Raw genomic sequence first — 20,639 nt, 5'->3', positions numbered from 1 at the left:
TACCCGGCTAAAAATAGCTGTTTTGCCCGAAACCTACAACCGGCCGGGACGGAATCGCCCATATGCCGGCTCGCACGAGCTGCCCGTCATCCGCAAAGACAGTACCCGGCAAGACATGCGAACAGCTCCGCCGGCAGGATGAAACGCGGTGCTCGTTCGCCGACAAAATCCGGATTATTTCTTGCCGGTCGTGATTCCCGGCCAGCGGTCGGTCCGGAACGGCGAGGCCGGCAGTCCGGAAGCATTGATCAGATTGCAGTCCGGATTGTCGTCCCAGCCGTAGCGAACGGCCAAAGGATACGGGACCTCGGGCGAGCCGACCACCACGTCGCATCCGTCGATCGCAGCCTCGGCCCAACGGAACCGGCGATCGGCCCCTGCGACAGCGAACCCGCGGAGGACACGGCCGTCCCGCACCGCCAGCCCTTCGGCCTCGTCGAACCGGATCCGGATCTTATCGCCTTCGATCCGATAGGTCCGGTACACGGGACCGCTGCATGCCACCGACTCGCCGTACACCCGGGCACGGGCAATCAGGGCCAAACGGCGGCCCAGCTCCTGCTTATTCTTCGGATGAATATTGTCGTCCTCGCCGATATCGATCGCCACGGCCATAGCGGTTCCGTCGAGATGCAGCGCCTCGGACTGAGCCTCTCTCAGCTCGGCCCACTGTGAAGCGGCAGGCTCGTCGTGCCGCGCTCCGAAATTAGCCAGCTGCACGAACAGAAACGGGAAATCGCGCCCCCAGCACGAGCGCCAGTCCTCGACGAGCAACGGGAAAAGCGTCCCGTACTGCTCGGCCCGCCATGCGTTCGACTCGCCCTGATACCATACTGCGCCCCGAAAGGCCAGCGGAACGAGCGGACGAAGCATCGAATGGTAAAGCGCCGTCGGCTGATGCGGATTGAAATCGGGCTGAACGGGCGGAACAGGCAAATCGGCCAACTTGCTTCCGACCCGGTATCTCCACGGGCCGGACAGCGGTATATACCGGTCGTCGGACAGACTCAGGCGAAGCGACGGGCCGTCGTAATTGAGCCCGCCGTCGCCTCCGGTGTCGAGCACACGGATCGCGATGACCGCCTCGCCCCCCTCGACCAGCCTGCCCGGCACCCGATAGACGCGCTCCTGCTCCAACGCATGGATCGCGCCGACCTGCACTCCGTTGAAATAAGTCACGTCCCTGTCGTCTACGTAGCTAAGGCGAAGGGTCAGGTCGCGCCCCCGCCAGCGGGCCGGTATCTCGATCCGCCGGCGCAGCCAGACGATCCCGTCGTGGCCCGGCAGACACTCCGCATCGAAATAGGCGGGCAGAGCGATCGTATCCCAGTCGCTGTCGTCGAAAGATCGCTCCTTCCACAGACACTTTCCGTCCCGATACGCCGGATCGCGCTGCGCGACAACCTGCTCCCAGCGAGCCGAGTCATCGCGGAATCCGGCCCATAACCGGCTCTCGTCGGCCCCGGCCGAGCGAACCTGCTCGACGCGCTCCGCAAAATCGGAATGCGTGGCCAGCGCCTCGGGACTCATCCACGACTCGGCCACCGTACCTCCCCACGAAGTATTGATCACTCCGACAGGGACTCCGAGCGCCTTATGCAACTCGCGGGCGAAAAAGTAACCGGCGGCGGAGAAGTCGGGAACCGTCCGCGGCGAGCAGGGCTGCCAGCCTCCGCCTACGACCTGTACATCTTCCCTCGGAGCCAAACTGGAAACCCGCTTGACGCCGAACAGACGTATCCGAGGCCAGTCGGCGCTTTCGATCTCGCGGGCATAATCGCGCACGCGGCCCCATCCTCCTACCGGCATCTCCATATTGGACTGCCCCGAGCAGATCCACACCTCGCCGATCAGCACGTTCTCCAACGTAACGGCCTCCCCGTCCGAAACGGTAACCGTATAAGGTCCTCCCGCGTCGGGAGTTTTCAGCTTCAGCATCCATTTTCCGTCCGCTCCGCAACGGGTTCGGACGGTCGATCCGTCCCACGACCCGGTCACCGCCACCTCGGCCCCCGGTTCGGCCCAGCCCCAAAGAGGCGCCTCGCACTGCCGCTGCAAAACCATGTCGCTGCCGAAAACGGAAGCCAAACGGACTTTGGCCTGCAGCAAACCGCCCGCCATCAGTCCCAAACAAAGAATACCTATTTTTTTCAGATTCATCTCGGATCGTTTTTATCGTCCGCCATAAAGTTAGCCATTCCTGCCCGAAATATTCTTCCCCCGGGAGAAAAATAAGCAGGATTCGGGAAACGGCCTCAGCTCCCCAAATGAAAACCGCAGAAATTCCTGCCGACATGAAAAGTCATATGCAAAAAACGATATTCGGCTTCGCTTCTAAAGAAGCGAAGCCGAATATCGCCTCGCCAAACACCGGCAACCAACATCCCTCAAAAAAAACAGAGAGAACGAAAATCAACCAAACTCCCCGAAATATCCTGTAATCGGGTACTTGCCATATTTTTTCTCGTGCCAGGCAACGATTCGGATACCGAGCGTGGCACAATAAAATTACGGGAAAGATATTTAATTGCGAATTCATGATCCGATTTCTAATTTTATGTTTCAGACAGGAACTAGATAGCAGAAGAACCGTGCAAAAAGAACACGGCTTAATTGCCCGTTAAAGTGCTACATCCCGTTATCGAGGTTACTCTTATCATACAACTGAATCTTGTTGTGCCGGTCTAAGCAGACGACAGAAAAATAAGCTTGGATCAATGCGCACATTGATCCAGAGGTCATCACGTTATTATCCAATTTATGAGAACTTCATAGCCGGAAGAATGCGGGCTAACGCGATGAACATAATACATCCGAAAGCCAAAACATCGGCATCTTATCAGGAAAATATGTTCGGTGAGTGATATTATAAATGGATATTTCTCTTTTTGTTTCCAAAAGAGACCGAATCTGAGACATAGTACTATCCCCATTCATCCGCTTTTGATAATATCCAAACGATGATTTCCAATCCAGTCTCCCGACTTTTTCCGATTCTGTTCATAATGACAGACAAATATTTACGACGATCATCAACGATTAATATTTCGCAACTTTTATATGTTCGAGTTCTTCGTCGCCCAAGCAATCGTCCGGGATGTTTATCATACACTGATGACAATATTTTTAGTTTCATTCCAGTTGGAATATCGAAATGAGGCGTAATGCATTATTTTGTCGCCAATATTAACTTCAGTGCCAGTGAAGCATTTATTAATTTGTCGGTCAAAACGTTCGTGGTCGATAATCATCTCCTCATCGACTACATTGCATTTCAATGAAAGACCGACCGCGCCCAAAGGTGTATTGGTCATCTCAGGTGAAGCCGCAAGATCGAAAAAAACTGCGGCATGACGGTGAGTTCACGACGTGAGCAGAGGTTCCCAATAGAGTTATTTATTGCGGTACAGACCAATACAAAAATACTGAAAAACAACACAATAATACGCTCCAGAACGAAGGTGACGATGAGGTAATTCCAATTCTTCCTAACCCAGCTTTTTATGCCGTTTTTCAGCATTTCAGACAAATGAAAATAGGCATAAGAGCTAATTAAGAACTATTTGCGGATCGTCCTTTCCCGCTTTGAAGCGTTAGATCGACATACCTTCGTCCGAAAGTTCCATAGCGCAGGGATCCGAGGCAGACCTCACTGCCAAACGGCACCTTACACCTCTATCGCACCGCATCACTCCCCAGCGGATCGGCCGCCAACACACAACAGGCGTGGACGTGAATACGGCCGGACACTCCGGATCGAAACCGTCGTATTCGATTGCTCACGGTCGATATCGACGTTGCAGAACCATGGCCGGAGCTTGACAGGACTGATTTCCGCCCCTATCTTGCCCGTGTTGATGCTGCTTCTCTTCAGCGAAATATGTATCTCATCAAGTCTGTAAGGGCTGTACCCTCTTTTTTCCTTTCATGTAGCAAACGTACGGCAGAACAGCCTCAGGAGAGTTATACCGTACTCGTACGATCAGTCCTTCTGCCGTTAAGCTAATAATCCCGTTCGACACGGGCGATTTTGGAATTGAGTTGCTCGATCCGCTCGTCGTGCAATACTTTTTTGTATTCGATCGGCATGACCTTGATGAACTGGTCCGCGTATATGCTCCAATTGTCGAGTATGCGCTGCGCCAACGGGCTTCCGGTATGGCGAAGATGTGCCGTGATGAGGCTGTGCAGTTCGTGTATGTCGGCCGCTTCTTCGCCCGCGAGTGTCAGTTCGACCATCTCCATGTTACAGAAAAAGTCGAAATTACCGTCGCGGTCCCACACATAAGCTATTCCTCCACTCATCCCGGCCGCGAAGTTGCGGCCTGTCGGCCCGAGGATTACAGCGCGGCCGCCGGTCATATACTCGCACCCGTGGTCACCGACCCCCTCGACGACAGCTACCGCACCGCTGTTACGGACACAAAACCGCTCGCCCACCTGACCGTTGATGTACACTTCGCCAGCCGTAGCCCCGTAAAGCAACGTATTGCCGGCGATGATGTTCTCTTCCGGGGCGAATGTGGAACCCTGCGGGGGGCGCACGACGATCTTTCCGCCCGAGAGCCCCTTGCCGAGGTAGTCGTTCGCATCGCCTTCGAGCGCGAAGGTTACGCCTTTTTCGAGGAAAGCACCGAAACTCTGTCCGGCCGAGCCGTGGAATGCGATCCGTATCGTCTCGTCAGAGAGCCCTGCGGCTCCGTAACGCCGGGCGATCTCGCCCGAAAGCATCGCTCCTACCGAACGGTCCGTGTTACGAATCGGCATGTCGAGATGTACCGGCATGGCTGCCGTAAGGGCCGGACGGGTCAGCGAGATCAGAGACAGGTCCTCGACTCTTTCGAGCCCATGGTCCTGTACGGCAGTACGGCGTAATGCCCGATCGTCATCTGTCCCCGGCGCAACCATCAGTCGTGCAAGATCTACCCGGACCGCTTTCGATCCCTCGGACCGGGAGCGTTCAACGAGCAGATCGGTACGCCCCACAATATCGTCGATCTTCTCGAAGCCCATCTCGGCCAAATATTCACGCACTTCGCGAGCAAGAAAGGTAAAGAAGTTGACCAGATAGTCCGCATGGCCGCGGAATCGCTCGCGCAGTTTCGCATCCTGCGTAGCCACACCCATCGGGCAGGTGTTGAGATGGCACTCGCGCTTCATCACACATCCCAGCACGATCATTACGCTGGTGGCAAAACCGAACTCCTCGGCTCCGAGCAACGCACTGAGGATCACGTCGCGTCCCGTTTTGAGCTGTCCGTCTACCTGCAGGGAAACAAGACCGCGCAGGTTGTTGAATACAAGCGTCTGCTGTACCTCGGCAAGCCCCAATTCGGGTGGCATCCCGGCATGGCGAATCGAACTGGCCGGACTGGCGCCCGTACCGCCTTCGCTACCGCTGATGAGGATCATGTCGGCCTTGGCCTTGGCCACGCCGGCGGCCACCGTCCCTACGCCCAATTCAGAAACGAGCTTGACGCTGATACGTGCCGAAGGATTGACGTTCTTCAGGTCGAAAATTAGCTGTGCGAGATCCTCGATCGAGTAAATGTCGTGATGTGGCGGTGGCGATATAAGCGAGATGCCGGGAATCGAATGACGAGTGCGGGCGATCATCTTGTCGACTTTGAAGCCGGGCAGCTGTCCGCCCTCGCCGGGTTTAGCCCCTTGCGCCACTTTGATCTGTATCTCGTCGGCGTTTACCAAATATTCCGCGTTGACTCCGAATCGTCCCGAGGCCACCTGCTTGATCGCACTGCGGGCCGAAGTCCCGTCGGGACGCGTCTTGTAACGTTCCGGGTCCTCCCCCCCTTCACCCGTATTGCTGCGTCCGCCGATGCGATTCATCGCTACGGCGATCGCCTCGTGTGCCTCGCGACTGATCGAGCCGTACGATATAGCCCCCGACACGAAACGTCGCATAATTGCCTCCTCCGGCTCGACCCGCTCTATGTCGATCGGATTACGTCTGAAATCGAGCATGTCGCGCAGAAAAACGGGCGGGTGCTCATTGTCGGCGATATGCGTGTACTCCTTGAACTTGGCGTAGTCTCCCGTACGGGTGGATTGTTGGAGCCGGGAGATGGTCTGGGGGAACCATGCATGGTATTCGCCTCCTTTGCGGTATTTGTAGATACCGGTGTTTTCAAGCGGCGCACCCTCCATCGTCTCTGCGCCGAAACCCCGCGCATGGGCGGCCAGCGCCTCGGCAGTGATGTCTTCGATGCCAATTCCCGCGATCGGAGACACTCCGCCCCCGAAATAGCGGTCAAGCACTTCCTGTGCCAGGCCCAATGTATTGAATAGTTTGGCCCCGCGATAGCTGCGGATCGTGGAGATACCCATCTTCGACATGATCTTGAGCATTCCCTTGTTGATCGCCTTGACATAATACTTCTCGGCCGTCGGGTAGTCGAGTTGTATCTCGCCCCGGCGTACCAAATCGTCCAACACACCGAAGGCCATGTAGGGGTTGACTGCACTCGCCCCGTAGCCGATGAGCAGGGCCACGTGCATTGTCTCGCATACCTCGCCGCTCTCGACGATCAGTGCGATCTGCGACCGTTTGCGTACTCCGATCAGGTAATGATGCACAGCCGAAAGAGCCAGCAGCGACGGGATCGGAGCCAGACGCTCGTTTACGCCCCGGTCGCTTATGATCACGTAGTTGTACCCCTCGTCCACGGCCCGCCCGGCCCGAAGACACAACTCATCCACGGCCTGCTCCATGCCGCGGCTGCCCGCGCCGGCCTCGAAAAGCATCGGTAGGGTTACGGTTCGGAACCGTTTATAGCGCAGGTTTCGTAGGATATCGAGCTCGGTGTTGGTGATGATGGGACTGGGCAGCTTGACCACTTTGCACATGCCGGGGCCTGGCTCGAGGATATTGCCGTTTACAGCTCCGATATAACTGGCCAATGACATGACCAATTCCTCGCGCAGCGGATCGATCGGAGGATTAGTCACCTGCGCGAACTGCTGGCGAAAGTAGTTGAACAATCGTTGGGGTTTCTCCGAGAGCACAGCGATTGGCGTATCGCTGCCCATCGAGGCCGTCGGTTCCGTGCCGTGCAAGCTCATCGGCTTAATGATCCGTTCGATATCCTCCGCGCTATATCCGAATACGCGTAGCATGCGATCGAATCCCTCCACGGCGTGCGTTACGTGCCGTCCCGAAGCGATCGTACCGAGGATTACCCGGTTCTTCTCGAGCCATTCCAAATAAGGGTGCTCCGCTGCGAGCGCCGCTTTGATTTCGGCATCCTGCAGAATACGTCCCTGCTCGGTATCCACCATCAGTATCTTGCCAGGGCGCAGACGTCCCTTCTCTCGAATCTGCGAGGCATCGAATCCCATTACGCCGGTCTCGGAGGCGATGACCATGGTCTCGCTTTTGGTGATCAGGTATCGTGCCGGACGCAGGCCGTTTCGATCGAGCATACCGCCCGCGTAGCGGCCGTCCGAAAAAATGACGGTCGCCGGGCCATCCCATGGCTCCATCCAAATACTGTGGTATTCATAAAAACTTTTCAACTCGGCGGGAAGCGGATTCTTGTCGTTGTAACTCTCAGGTACGAGCATGGCCAGCGCATGTGGCAACGACATGCCCGAACGGACGAAAAATTCCAGTACGTTATCGAACGACGCGCTGTCGCTCATTCCCTCTTCGACGATCGGACTGATCCCTTCTACGGTTCCCAGCACCTCGGAGCGCAGTAGTGGCTCGCGTGTCTGCATCCACGCCCGGTTACCCTGTATGGTATTGATCTCGCCGTTGTGACCAATCATCCGGAAAGGTTGGGCTAACTCCCATGTCGGAAAGGTGTTGGTGCTGAAACGTGAATGGACCAGCGCCATCCCGCTTGTGAAATAGGGGTTCACCAGATCGGGAAAGTAACAGCGCAACTGGTGCGAGGTGAGCAACCCCTTATAAACCATCGTGCGCGTGGAGAGGCTGGCGATGTAGCAAGCCATGCCTGCCTCGCGGGCCGCTCGGCCGATCTTCTTGCCCGCGATGTAGAGCTCGGTATCGAGCGCTGCCTGATCTTCGCTTCCCGTAATGAAAAGCTGTTTGATGGCCGGTTCACTACACCGCGCCTCGTCACTCAGAATCTCGCTGTTGACGGGTACATCGCGTACCGCCAGCAGGTCGAGCCCCTCGCGACCGATCACCGATGCGGCCAAATCGAGACAAGCGGCACAAGCCGCCTGGTCTTTGGGCAGAAAGAGGACCCCCACACCGTATTTGCCCTTCTCGGGTACCGGAATTCCCTGCAGGAGGATGAACTCGTGCGGGATCTGAACCATCATTCCGGCTCCATCGCCTGTTTTGCTATCGGCACCCTCGGCCCCGCGATGGGCCATGTGTTCCAAAACCTGCAGTCCGTTTTCGACGATCTCGTGCGACTTTCCTCCCCCCACGTTGACCACCAGTCCCACACCGCACGCGTCATGCTCATAGGCCGGCCGATACAATCCTTGCTTCGCCTGCCTCTGTCTATTTTGATTCATATCCATGCGTTTTTCGCGTTACGTTTGCCTTACCGGATGAAGAGCAGTTCCCGATATTTGGGAAGCGCCCACATCTCGTTGTCTACCATCAGTTCGAGCTTGTCGATATGGTAACGGATCGTGTCGAAATGCGGCAGTACCGTGTCGTGATAGGCTATGGCTTTCTCACGTTCGCTCTCGATACGGTTGGCCTCTTTGCGCGCTTCGGTCATTCTCCTCACGCTCTCCTGAATAACCAGAATGTGGTTCGATATCTTATCGATCACCTCCATATCGTTGGCCGCCAATGCTTTTGACACCGCCGGCAGGTCGAGCGAACCGATTTTGGCCGCCTTGTCGAGCAGCATGCTCTGGTAGCGCGCGGCCACCGGCACGATATGGTTGATGGCCAGATCGCCCAATACGCGCGCCTCGATCTGTATCTTTTTCGTATAAGTCTCCCAATAGACCTCGGCCCGCGCATGCAGTTCAACGGCGTCGAGCACGCCCGTGCGGGAGAACATCCACACCGTCTCGTCGTCCAACAGCCTGTCGAAGATCAGCGGTACGGAGGTTTCGCTGTCCAGTCCGCGGCTCGCCGCTTCGGCCTTCCACTCGTCGCTGTACCCATTACCGTCGAAGTGGATCGGACGGCTCTCGCGGATGTACTCTTTGATTACGGCGAAGACCGCCTGCTCTTTCGTTGCCCCTCCGGCCATCAGCTTGTCCACACTTCTACGAAATTCGGTGAGCTGGTCGGCAACCGCCGTGTTGAGCACGATCATCGCCCCGGCACAGTTGGCCGACGACCCCACGGCGCGGAACTCGAAGCGATTACCCGTAAAGGCGAACGGCGAGGTGCGGTTACGGTCCGTATTGTCGATGAACAACTCGGGAATATGATTGATACCGTTCATCTTGTAGCCGGTCTTACTGCCTACCTCTATCGCCTTTTCACAATCCGTCTGCTCGATCCGATCGAGTATCTCCGAGAGCTGGTTGCCCAAAAAGATCGAGATGATTGCGGGGGGCGCTTCGTTCGCGCCCAGCCGGTGGGCGTTCGTCGCGCTGGAAATCGCCGCTTTGAGCAGTCCGTTGTGTTTGTGAACGGCCATCATCACGTTGACCACGAATGCGATGAATTGCAGGTTTTCCCCGGCTGTCTTACCCGGAGCGAGCAGATTGATGCCCGTATCGGTCCCCAACGACCAGTTGTTATGCTTGCCGCTGCCATTGATTCCCTTGAAAGGCTTCTCGTGCAGCAACACGCGGAACGAGTGACGGCGCGCTACCTTACGCATCACGGACATCAGCAGCAGGTTGTGGTCATTGGCCAGATTGGTTTCTTCGAAAATCGGAGCCACCTCGAACTGGTTCGGAGCCACTTCGTTGTGTCGCGTCTTGACCGGAATGCCCAACTTGTAGCACTCGTATTCGAGATCCTTCATAAAGGCCATCACCCGCGTGGGGATCGTCCCGAAGTAATGGTCTTCGAGCTGCTGGTTCTTGGCGCTCTCGTGGCCCATCAGCGTACGTCCGGTCAGCATCAGGTCGGGACGTGCGGCCCACAGTCCTTCGTCCACGAGAAAATACTCCTGTTCCCAACCCAGATAGGAGTGCACTTTGTTCACTTTCGGATCGAACAGGCGGCAAACCTCCACCGCGGCTTTGTTCACGGCCTCCAGAGCCTTGAGCAGCGGAACCTTGTAGTCGAGCGACTCTCCTGTATAGGAGATGAAAATGGTCGGTATGCAGAGCGTCGTGTCGACGACGAAAGCCGGCGAAGTAGCGTCCCACGCACTGTACCCGCGCGCTTCGAACGTGTTGCGGATACCGCCGCTCGGAAACGACGAGGCATCGGGTTCCTGCTGGATCAGCAGCTTACCGCTGAATTCCTCGATCATGCCTCCCCTGCCGTCGTACTCGACAAAGGCATCGTGTTTCTCGGCCGTCCCGCCCGTGAGAGGCTGAAACCAATGCGTGTAGTGTGTGGCCCCCATGTCCATAGCCCACTGCTTCATGCCTGCTGCTACGCTGTCAGCTATCTCGCGGCTTAACGGCTTACCGTCCCGCATTGTCTCTTCCAGAGCTTCGCACACCTTGGACGAGAGGTATTTTCGCATCTTATCCCCGCTGAATACGTTTATGCCGTAGTATTCGGATACGTGGTTTGCGGGCGCTTTCACGTCGAGGGCTTTTCTGCGAATCGCCTCCCCCACCATTTGAAATCTCAATGTAGACATAGCTTATCTGTTTTTAGATTGATTTTTTGGTCATTTTATTTGAGGAAAATGCCGTATTTCATGCATTCGGTCTTCATCTGGTCGGGCCACAGGCTCGCCTGTACTTCCCCGATATGGGCACAGCGTAGCAGGAACATGCACAGACGCGACTGGCCTATGCCGCCACCCACAGAGAGCGGGATGCGCTCTTCGAGCAGCGCCCGGTGAAACTCCAGTCCGGCCCGCTCGGGGCACCCTTCCAGATCGAGCTGACGCAGCAGGGCTTCGCGATCCACTCGGATGCCCATACTCGAAATCTCGTAGGCCCGTTCGAGCACGGGATTCCACACCACGATATCGCCGTTCAACCCGCAATATCCGCCGGGTGTCGGGGTGGTCCAGTCGTCGTAGTCCGGGGCACGGCCGTCATGTTTCTTGCCGTCCGAGAGTCTGCCGCCGATCCCTATGACGAAAATGGCACCGTATCGTCGAGCCGCCTCGGTCTCGCGCTCGGCCGGTGTCCGATGCGGGAACTCCCGGAGCAGCTCTTCGGACTGGACGAAAACGATCTCCTCTGGCAGGACAGGCGTAATGTGGCGGTATGTTTCGTATACCCGCCGTTCCTGACTGCGGATCACACTGTAAATTCTGCGAACGATCCCCTTGAGGAATTCGAGATTGCGGTCTTCTGCGCGGATTGTCCGTTCCCAATCCCATTGATCGACATAAATCGAATGGATGTTGTCCAGCTCCTCGTCGGCCCGAACCGCATTCATGTCGGTGTAAAGGCCGAAGCCGGCCGGAATGCCGTAAGCCCCGAGCTGTATCCTTTTCCACTTGGCCAGCGAGTGTACGATCTCTACGTCGGCTCCGCCCAAGGCAGGCACCGCAAATCTTACGGCCCGTTCGGTCCCGTTCAGGTCGTCGTTGATGCCCGTCCCCGAGCGGACGAAAAGGGGTGCCGTCACCCGACGCAGGTCGAGCTCTTCGGCGAGCATCGTCTGGAACGAATCTTTGATCTGTTTGATGGCTTGTTCCATCATTTCGGGCATTAATGTAGCCCGATATTTTTTCGGAATATACAGTGACATGATTTTGACCTTCTTGTTTGAGATCTTCCGGCAGCGGGCGTCAGACTGCCCGCTGCCGGAGAATCCTCGTTTGAAAACCTAAACTAACTTGAAACCTTCCTCCCTGTACGACGCCGTTAATTATAAGCCGTCTCGCCGTGTTCGTATATGTCGAGCCCTTCTTCTTCGACGCGCTTGTCGACCCGGATGCCGATCAGCTTGTCTACCGCCTTGTAAAGCACATAGGTAACGACGGCACTGAACACGATAGATACCAGCGTCGTGAAGATCTGAACCCACAACTGGTGCCAGTCGCCGTACAGCGCGCCCTGCACGCCGTCCTCGCCCGTGATATAGCGCGTAGCGAAAATGCCGGTCAGAACAGAGCCGACGATACCGCCCATGCCGTGCACGCCGAATGCGTCCAGTGCGTCGTCATACTTGAACTTCGGTTTGATGACGGCCACCATGAAAAAGCAGACGACCGGCGTAATCAGCCCGATACAGAATGCGCCCAGCAGATCTACCGTGCCGGCGGCCGGAGTGATCGCCACCAGTCCGGCCACGGCTCCCGTGCACGCGCCTACGGTAGTCGGCTTCTTGTTGCATATCCAGTCCATCGCCATCCAAGTAACCGCCGCGACGGCCGTTGCAACATGAGTCACGAGGAAAGCGTTGGCAGCCAGACCGTCGGCGGCCAAGCCGCTGCCGGCATTGAAACCGAACCAGCCCAGCCACAGGAAAGAGGTTCCCATGAAAACGAACGCTACGTTATGCGGAATAACGGGATGTCCGATCCGGTAATCTTCCCTTTTTCCCAGCATGATCGCCATAACCAAGGCCGAGATACCGGCATTGATATGAACTACCGTTCCGCCGGCGAAATCGATCGCACCCATCCGCTGCAGGAAGCCGCCTCCCCACACCCAGTGCGCCATCGGGAAATAGGCCAGAATGACCCACAGCACGATAAACACCGTGTAGCCCGAAAACTTGATCCGCTCGGCGAACGCCCCCAGAATAAGAGCGGGAGTAATCAGAGCGAACATGCACTGGAACATGACGAACGTCAGTTCGGGAATGCCACTGGGCATCATCGTATCGATCGTGATACCGTACAGAAAGGCTTTGTCGAAACCGCCGATAACGGCTCCCAACGGATTGCCCGACTCCATGAATCCGGTGCCGAACGCCCAGCTATACCCGAAAGCTACCCACAGAATACTGACCACTCCGACGATGAACATCGTCTGCATGATGACGCTCAGTACGTTTTTCTGGCGCACCAGCCCGCCGTAGAACAACGCGATTCCGGGAATGCTCATCAGCAGCACGAGAACGGTGGCCACGATCAGCCATGCCGTGTTGCCCGAATCCAGCACGGGAGTTTCCCCGGCCAGCGCGAGTTCCGCTGCATCGGCCGCACCCGCGACATCCTGCGCGCTCAGGCTCGTGGGAAACAGGCTGGCCGCAACGACGGCTGCCATCATGCCGATCTTAGAAAAAACAGATACAATATAGCTTGTCATGATTTTTCATTTAAATTGCATGTGATTATCGAAATTATTTTTCCTTTTCCGCATTGTAAAGGGCTATGTCGCCCCTCTCTCCGGTACGGATACGGACCGCGTCCTCGATCGGTATGACGAAAATGCGCCCGTCCCCGATTTCGCCCGTATAGGCTGACTTCAGGATGGCCTGCACGGTTTTTTCCACATTCTTCTCACGCACAACGACGGAAATCAGCATGCGCTCGATCGAGCTGGTGTCATACATGACACCTCGGTATACGCGGGCTTCCCTCGACTTCCCGATTCCCCGCACACCATAGAAAGAGAACCATTCTATATCCGCTTCAAGGAGGGCCTCCTTCACATCCTCGAATTTGCTTTTGCGGATAATCGCTTCGATTTTTTTCATGACGAATAAATTTTTAGAAGTTCCGCACCGCTTTCTCCGGCCGCCGTGAGCTCTCCGGTCGCCGGTCCGTAAGCATTGTGCCCATAATGTTCGTTCGCATGCCTGTTACGGTCTTCAGAACGAGAGGCCGATGACAAGGTTCATGTAGTTGAGCTGCGGGTTGACCGCAAGCTGGACGAAAAGGGGAATTTCGTATTTTTCCGATACGGGGATCGCCCGAGAAGCCTTGAGCGACACATTCGATATCTGGAATCCGTCGTATCCACCCGGCAACCAGGCCGGAGCCGCCCATGGCGCTGCACCAGCCGCAGCAGTCAGTTCGACCGAACCCACAGAAAACGGATAGGCAAGCTCCACGTAAGACGACCAAGCCCGATCACCGTTTTCTTTTTTATCGGCCCCGGCGAACATCGTACTCCACGAAATGCCCAACGGAAACTTCTCCCCGAATTCATAAGCGAGCGTACCCTCGAAGTAGTGGGTGTCACCGTATTTGAAATAAGGCGCGAACCGTCCATCGCCGAGACGTTGCCCGCCCCACCAGTAATCGGTCACTCCGACCGAAAAACCCCCGACGGAATACCCCACCGAGAGGTCCACCTCCTTGAAGTTATCGAGATCGGTCGAACCCCAGACCCCGACCGTGAACCCTCCTACGGAAAGGCCGATTTCCGGCTGCAGACTGAATCCGCTCTGGTAAACTCCCCTCCAGACGTATGTACTGACGAGATCGCCACCTATCGAGATTTCGGTTTGGGGCTGCGCGTGAATCACTCCGGATGTCAGCTCCATAACGGAGACTGCAGGCAATAATAGTAGAACTTTTTTCATAACTCCCGATTTTAAAATGAAACAACCGTTGCGTATCCTCATACGATGAGACTGTTCCGGATCGTCCGATGATGCATTTCAGTTCATCCCCTAACGGGGATTCTGGATCAAGGAGTAATAAATCGTAATAGCAATGGGCTTCATACGAAATACGTTTACCACGTCATTCGGCACAAAACTATATATTTTGTTTTTACAATGCAATTTTTTAGGGGTATATTTTATAATATATGCATTTTTAACAACAGACACCCGCATAATAAAGGGCATTTGAATCAAACTATACATATTTTAATTTGAAACCACATTGTATTTCGAGCCCCTCATTGCCCGAATATTCCACTTTCAGATTGCCCGTCGGTTCCCGTTGCTCCACAAACATCAGCCGGACTCCAAACAGAACAGACAGAGGGGATCGTGTAACGATGATTGCCGGAGGAATTTTTTCCGGGGAATGAAGCCGCTGAAATACATTTTCCCAATGCAACTGTTATCTGAGTTCCCTCCGGACAGCAACAAACATCTTTAATCGGCTAACAATTTATTCTCTGTTCTTATACTTTTAAGACCTAAGCTGATAGCGCATGGAGAAATTTCAATGACAATGACGCGTTTAGCAACAACAAGCATAATATCAATCGTTATGACAGATCGCGCAATTTATTGTATGTGTGTTGTTCACGTCCTAAAAAGAGGCTAGCCCTCTATTCGATTACTCCAATGAGCACCGATGCTCAAAAGACAATAAGTAGTTGGTTCGGATCGGATAATGTGTATAAATAATGGAAATATAATTATACGCTTTTACCCCCAGAAATAAATCTTCAAGATTGCCGACAGAATGACTGCACTCCTGCTGAAGCAGATGGTTTTTCGTGCTAAACGTTTCAGATGAGTCCGAATCGTTAAATTATGTCGTTCGATATGATTGGTCCCGTATAATGATGTCCGATGGATCTTTGTCTCGATCAGAGAACGGTAATTTCTTAGCCTATCGGTATAAACTCGTTTGGCATCGGATAGACGGAGTGTTTCGAGAACTACGTTAAGGGTGGCGTTTGTCCGTGGACCGATATTGTAACTAACGACTTGTTTGGATTTTCTGTCTAGGGCATATGCTATCCAGATGTGTTCGGACTTTCTTCGTACAAAACTCTTTATTTCATCTACTTCATAGGTTCTTTGATTGATGACCGGAGGACGCGAGATCGTATGGGCAATCTGAACAATTCTGCTGAGTAGGGTTGTAGGAGAGATATTCAGTATTCGTGCTGTGCTTCGGATGCCGACTCCTTCTTTGGTTAATGTTACGATCTCGTTATTGATTCCTTTCTGGTAGGCGTTGTAACTATATAGTGCCTGCTGTTTCCGATGACACGATTTGCACTTATAGCGTTGCCTACCGTTGTTCTGCCTTCCGTCTTTTACGCGCATGTGCCTCCGCAATATTTGCATTCCATTTTTGCTATCCCCAAATTTGAAACACGAAGGTTGGATATCGTTTTGAAAACTCGTTTTCGAAGGATTTAAGGGTGCAAAATACAAAAAGCGACTGTAGTAGTCGCTTTTGCTTTACCTGCGAAAGGAAAATTTGCGCTGAAAAACAGCGTTTTAATTATTGAATTGAAGTCATCCCCTAATTTAAAACACTACCCATATGCATCATATGAATATTCCTTTCCGTGAGGGGTGATCGTTCCGGTTATTTTATTAGATAATATACCTCTATCAATACTAATCGTATTGAATAAATCAATCTCTCCTTTTTCATTTTCAGCATAAATGACATCGTAATTATCGTTTGTCTTTTTCATCAACTCGATCTCTCCATTTTTCTTCAAACGATAATCGTCCATTACCATCCCCGTCGGATCGACCAACGTGATGGGATTTCCCGCGCAATAGTTATAGGGTGAAAGCGAGAAGTATTTCTCCGCCAACGGGTCCTGCGTATTCCAGCGAGCGATCCTCGGGTCGTAGAATCTGGCTCCGAAGTCGAGCATATCGAGGCTGACCGGTTCGAGTGTTTCCTTGCCGCCGAACTTGTAGCGATTGACGCCTGTCAAGGGCAAAGAGGCATTTTCATGTCGTCCCCCCGAAAGGATAGTAGTCGTTCCGCTCGACGATCTTGCCCGTGTGGTCCACGACGGCACGGACGCTGCCCAAATGATCCCGGATAAAGTAATTCACTCCCGCCGACTGAATCGTTCCCTCGTCGGTCACCGCTTGCGCGAGGGAGAGAGTACCGCCGCGATAAGCATATATCAAAGAACCCATGTACTCGAATCCGCCGGTTCCGGCTTTCTCCGAGAGCTTCCTGCCGTCCGAGCCGTAGGTGAACTGAGCCTTGGACGCTCCGGCAGCTGTTTTGGCCGCCTGCATCAAATTTAAACAATTATAACTGAATTCCAAACGCTTCAGTCCGTCTTTCACCAAATTTCCGTTCGGATCATGGCAATTCTATCATGGATAAAGTTTCAAAGATTGTTCATTATTTATAAATAATATAATGTGGTCTCCTTATTTTACCAAGGAGACCACATTATAATCGATATTTTGCCTGGTGCTTGATACAATTAAGGTAACCTGAAATCTCAGCTTATCTATAATCAGCTATTGGTGTTGTCACCACCCGACAGATTTTTTCTAAATTTTGCGGTTTGATATTTATCAGATAAATTGTTAAACTGTCGTTTTGAATAATCATATTCCTTCGGTTCCTTTGCTTTTTAATGTAAGGGGGAGGAATACATCCGTCATTATTACAACACAATAAATATTCTGGAATACTGTTTTGAATTGAGTCATAAGAAACTATACGGCAAACCGTTTTAGTTGTATCAGTTATCCGCAATATGGTTGTTTTTCCATGATATGGAAGCATAGGAGTTTGAATAGCGATCGTTCCATAATCTGATAAAAGGAAAGTCCAATAATAATTCAAACTACTGTAACCATAAGGGCCATTCATATGAAATGACGGTACTAATATTTCATACCCTGCCGGTTTTTCTTTATAGCTAGGACTCCCGTATAATGTTTGAGGATCAAAACGTGACAATAATGAATATTCACCCTCTTGAGCATAACCCATTTCCCATGTTAGTAAAATTATCGCACTGTAAATAACCGCTTTCATCGCTGTTTATTTATTTTGAAAATAGAATTTCTAAATTTCGAAAATTCAATAGGAGAAAAAACTTGATCCCTATTAAAAAATCCAATATATCTAACTGTTTTTGTCTCAAACTGAGTAGGAAATGTATTGTGAACAGGGAATTGTTGTTGCTGATAACCTAACACTATATTGGGCTGACATCCTACGACATTCTCTTTATCAACAGGTGAAGGTTTGGGAGTTCCAACAGAAATAATATTTCCATTTTCATCCTTTTTTAAAGGATGTCCATGAGCATCGAGTACAACTCGATCGCCTTGATCGACTAAATCTTTCATTGCAGGCAGCCAATCATTGAAACTGAGTTCTCCGCTTTTCCCCTCCACAATCCGGGACAGAGTTCCCTTTTCACCTACCCGAAAACCGTATTCTAAACCTGTCTGTTCCATCCGGTCATAGATTTCACTCATAAGTGCAACCATATCGTTAGTCGGCACATCGATCATACCGCCCGCCTCTATGGTTTGATCGACTATCGATTCTTGACTGGATGTAGTAAGAACCAAGTAACGATCCGTTTTATTGTCATCGACATGCCTAACTTTTTTCCCATTCAGATTGAAATAATCGGTCATGAACATCCCCGTCGGATCGACCAACGTGATGGGATTTCCCGCGCAATAGTTATAGGGTGAAAGCGAGAAGTATTTTTCAGCCAGCGGGTCCTGCGTATTCCAGCGAGCGATCCTCGGGTCGTAGAATCTGGCTCCGAAGTCGAGCATATCGAGGCTGACCGGTTCGAGTGTTTCCTTGCCGCCGAACTTGTAGCGATTCGTCGCCGAAAGAGACAAGGCCGAGTTTTCATGCCGTCCCCCGAAAGGATAGTAGTCGTTCCGCTCGACGATCTTACCCGTGTGGTCCACGACGGCACGGACGCTGCCCAAATGATCCCGGATAAAGTAATTCACTCCCGCCGACTGAATCGTCCCCTCGTCGGTCACCGCTTGCGCGAGGGAGAGAGTACCGCCGCGATAAGCATATATCAAAGAACCCAGGTACTCGAACCCGCCGGTTCTGGCTTTCTCCGAGAGCTTCCTGCCGTCCGAGCCGTAGGTGAACTGAGCCTTGGACGCTCCGACGGTAGTCTGTACCGTCTGCATCAAATTTAAACAATTATAACTGAATTCCAAACGATTCAGCCCGTCTTTCACCAAATTTCCGCTCGGATCGTACTCGAACACGCCCGTCGAGGTCCCTGAGACGTCCAACAGCACGTCCCCGCCGAGGGTGAACCGCAGACTGTCGCTCACCGCTCCACCGGCCGTCCGCGAAATCGACAGCAGGTTCCCGTTCGCGTCGTAGCGGATTCCACGCTCCGTGTAACCGTCGGTTCTTGCTCCGTCCACGAAGTGCTTGGCTGCAACCAATCTTCCGACACCGTCGTAGGAGAACACATAATCGTTTTCGGGTTGCTGTCCGTGTTTCCATGTCCACTGCGAGACCATGCCCGAGTAGAGAGGAGCGCCTCCGTACCGAGGGTTCTCGTATCGGAGCTCGGAGACGAACGGAGCGCTCGCAATCTTGCCGATCCAGCCTCGGACGTTGTACGCATAGCTTACGGGAGTCGAGCCGAGTGTTTTTTCGCTCAGTCTTCCCGCCTCGTCGTAGGAGTAGTTTGTCGTCATCGGAATCGTCGCGGAAGAGAGTGCGAGCCGTTGCGACGAGAGACGTCCGTCATGATCGTATGCGAGGGTCGTCGTCAGTCCCCTTTGCGAGCCGCTGGCCGAAGAAGAATGCGACTCCCGGGTCTGGACCGGCCGCCCCGTGAAGTCGTACCGCGCAAGATACCGGTCCTTTCCTCCGAGGTGGTTGCGGCCGTTGCACTGAACGAGTCGTCCGTGCAGGTCGTAATAGTATGCCTCGGGCATCCGGACGGTCTGCTGGGGCGACAAGCTCGTGCGGATGCTTCCCGTATGGAGGCTCTTGTCTCCGCCGGTGTACCGTTTGCCGTAGTTCGGGTCGTTCTCGAATCCGAGTTCGGAGAACTCCGAGCGGGAAAGAAAGTCGTAGGAGTCGTAATACTGGGCCGAGAGGAAGCGTCCGCCGGCCAGTTCGACCGCCTGTCCGTCGAGCAGAACGGCGTACCCGGCATCGCCCGACGAGCCGTCGTATCGTGCGACGAGCGTTTTCCCGTCGAGCAGGCTTTGCGCAAGGTTCGCTCCGCCGAGCGTCTTGCAAGTTCCTCGAAGAACCTCGCGGCCCAGCGCGTCGGGAATCGAATAGGACCATTCTCCCGAGCGTCGCTGCACGCCGTCCTGTGAAAAAACGGAGCATGAGAAAGGGAGCAATCAAATCGATTGCTCCCTTTCTGCTATATCGTTATCATACTTTCTTCGTGTCCTCTATTATTACTTTGTATTCAAACTTTTTATATATTTTAATTTATCATTCTGGATATTATACATATAAAACCATTCTGGATTTTCAATATTGGCAATTATTTCGTTTGTTTTATTCAAAGTTATTGTATCTTGTATTGAGAACAAATCATACGGTATCAAAGCACTTTGTTCATAAAGTTTAATCCAGAACAACAAATCATATACTTTGATGCAACCGTAATAATCGGAAGATAAATTAGTGCGATTATCTAACCACGCAACTAATTGAAAACCCAATAAATTGTCCTTTTGTTGTTTCAGAATACTTACCACAACTGAACGCCATGGAGTTTCAGTATAGGGATGTCCCATTTCATTATAGATTGTTTTTCTCTGCCTATTCAATTGGACAACAGTATCTGCAATCTTCTTTATTAAAGAATCTAGTTTGGGTTCATTAATCTCCATCAAATAAGTTGTGACTTTTAATGTATCCTTACGGGAGGTGACATTATGTTGCATATTATTCCCTCCATGTTGACAACAGGTACACCGAGAAAATTGCAGAAAGAAAATAGATAAATACAAAAGACGTTTCATAATATTT

14 protein-coding genes are annotated in these 20,639 nt (G+C 53.0%); 1 reads left to right on the top strand and 13 read right to left on the bottom strand.

Annotated features, from left to right (window positions below; translation table 11 throughout):
• Positions 1-174 precede the first annotated feature (174 nt).
• A complete protein-coding gene (locus NQ491_RS08640; RefSeq protein WP_019246857.1) occupies positions 175-2,160 on the bottom strand; it encodes a sialate O-acetylesterase in 1,986 nt (661 codons plus the stop codon).
• 107 nt (positions 2,161-2,267) lie between these two features.
• Between NQ491_RS08640 and NQ491_RS08635 the strand changes: the two genes are divergently transcribed.
• On the top strand, positions 2,268-2,441 hold the full coding sequence (locus NQ491_RS08635; protein WP_187119330.1) for a hypothetical protein: 174 nt from the start codon (positions 2,268-2,270) through the stop codon (positions 2,439-2,441).
• A 1,561-nt stretch (positions 2,442-4,002) separates the two neighbouring features.
• Here NQ491_RS08635 and gltB read toward each other — a convergent pair.
• The 12 genes from gltB to NQ491_RS08580 all read right to left on the bottom strand — a co-directional run bounded on the left by gltB (position 4,003) and on the right by NQ491_RS08580 (position 20,632).
• Positions 4,003-8,511, bottom strand: a complete 4,509-nt coding sequence (gene gltB / locus NQ491_RS08630; RefSeq protein ID WP_026089811.1) for a glutamate synthase large subunit — start codon at positions 8,509-8,511, stop codon at positions 4,003-4,005.
• Positions 8,512-8,540: 29 nt separating this feature from the next.
• Positions 8,541-10,733, bottom strand: a complete 2,193-nt coding sequence (locus NQ491_RS08625; protein WP_026089810.1) for a glutamine synthetase III family protein — start codon at positions 10,731-10,733, stop codon at positions 8,541-8,543.
• A 35-nt stretch (positions 10,734-10,768) separates the two neighbouring features.
• Positions 10,769-11,803 carry an aspartate--ammonia ligase gene (gene asnA, locus NQ491_RS08620; protein ID WP_026089809.1) on the bottom strand — a complete coding sequence of 345 codons (1,035 nt, stop codon included), beginning with the start codon at positions 11,801-11,803 and terminating at the stop codon, positions 10,769-10,771.
• Between the two features lie 116 nt (positions 11,804-11,919).
• Positions 11,920-13,272, bottom strand: coding sequence for an ammonium transporter (locus tag NQ491_RS08615; protein ID WP_019246850.1), 1,353 nt, complete (start codon positions 13,270-13,272; stop codon positions 11,920-11,922).
• Between the two features lie 73 nt (positions 13,273-13,345).
• Positions 13,346-13,702, bottom strand: coding sequence for a P-II family nitrogen regulator (locus tag NQ491_RS08610; protein ID WP_019246849.1), 357 nt, complete (start codon positions 13,700-13,702; stop codon positions 13,346-13,348).
• Between the two features lie 114 nt (positions 13,703-13,816).
• Positions 13,817-14,533 carry a TorF family putative porin gene (locus NQ491_RS08605; protein WP_034283482.1) on the bottom strand — a complete coding sequence of 239 codons (717 nt, stop codon included), beginning with the start codon at positions 14,531-14,533 and terminating at the stop codon, positions 13,817-13,819.
• Positions 14,534-15,337: 804 nt separating this feature from the next.
• A protein-coding gene (locus NQ491_RS11300; RefSeq protein ID WP_458693185.1) for an IS1 family transposase occupies positions 15,338-15,993 on the bottom strand; the annotation gives its coding sequence in 2 pieces (ribosomal slippage) (positions 15,338-15,961 and positions 15,964-15,993; 654 coding nt in all).
• 189 nt (positions 15,994-16,182) lie between these two features.
• On the bottom strand, positions 16,183-16,599 hold the full coding sequence (locus NQ491_RS08600; protein ID WP_019246847.1) for an RHS repeat-associated core domain-containing protein: 417 nt from the start codon (positions 16,597-16,599) through the stop codon (positions 16,183-16,185).
• Between the two features lie 16 nt (positions 16,600-16,615).
• Positions 16,616-16,966 carry a hypothetical protein gene (locus NQ491_RS08595; protein ID WP_147524757.1) on the bottom strand — a complete coding sequence of 117 codons (351 nt, stop codon included), beginning with the start codon at positions 16,964-16,966 and terminating at the stop codon, positions 16,616-16,618.
• Between the two features lie 166 nt (positions 16,967-17,132).
• On the bottom strand, positions 17,133-17,672 hold the full coding sequence (locus NQ491_RS08590; protein ID WP_147524756.1) for a hypothetical protein: 540 nt from the start codon (positions 17,670-17,672) through the stop codon (positions 17,133-17,135).
• Positions 17,669-19,999, bottom strand: a complete 2,331-nt coding sequence (locus NQ491_RS08585) for an RHS repeat domain-containing protein (protein WP_259800654.1) — start codon at positions 19,997-19,999, stop codon at positions 17,669-17,671. Before NQ491_RS08585 ends, NQ491_RS08590 begins: the two co-directional genes overlap by 4 nt.
• Before the next feature lie 60 nt (positions 20,000-20,059).
• The gene (locus NQ491_RS08580; RefSeq protein WP_147524758.1) at positions 20,060-20,632 is read right to left on the bottom strand and encodes a hypothetical protein; all 573 of its coding nucleotides are present in this window, start codon (positions 20,630-20,632) and stop codon (positions 20,060-20,062) included.
• Between the last annotated feature and the right edge of the window lie 7 nt (positions 20,633-20,639).

This window comes from Alistipes ihumii AP11, from assembly GCF_025144665.1.
Taxonomy (GTDB): domain Bacteria; phylum Bacteroidota; class Bacteroidia; order Bacteroidales; family Rikenellaceae; genus Alistipes_A; species Alistipes_A ihumii.
The sequence above is the reverse complement of the archived record's forward strand: the minus strand, read 5'-3'. Positions and strand labels throughout refer to the sequence as shown.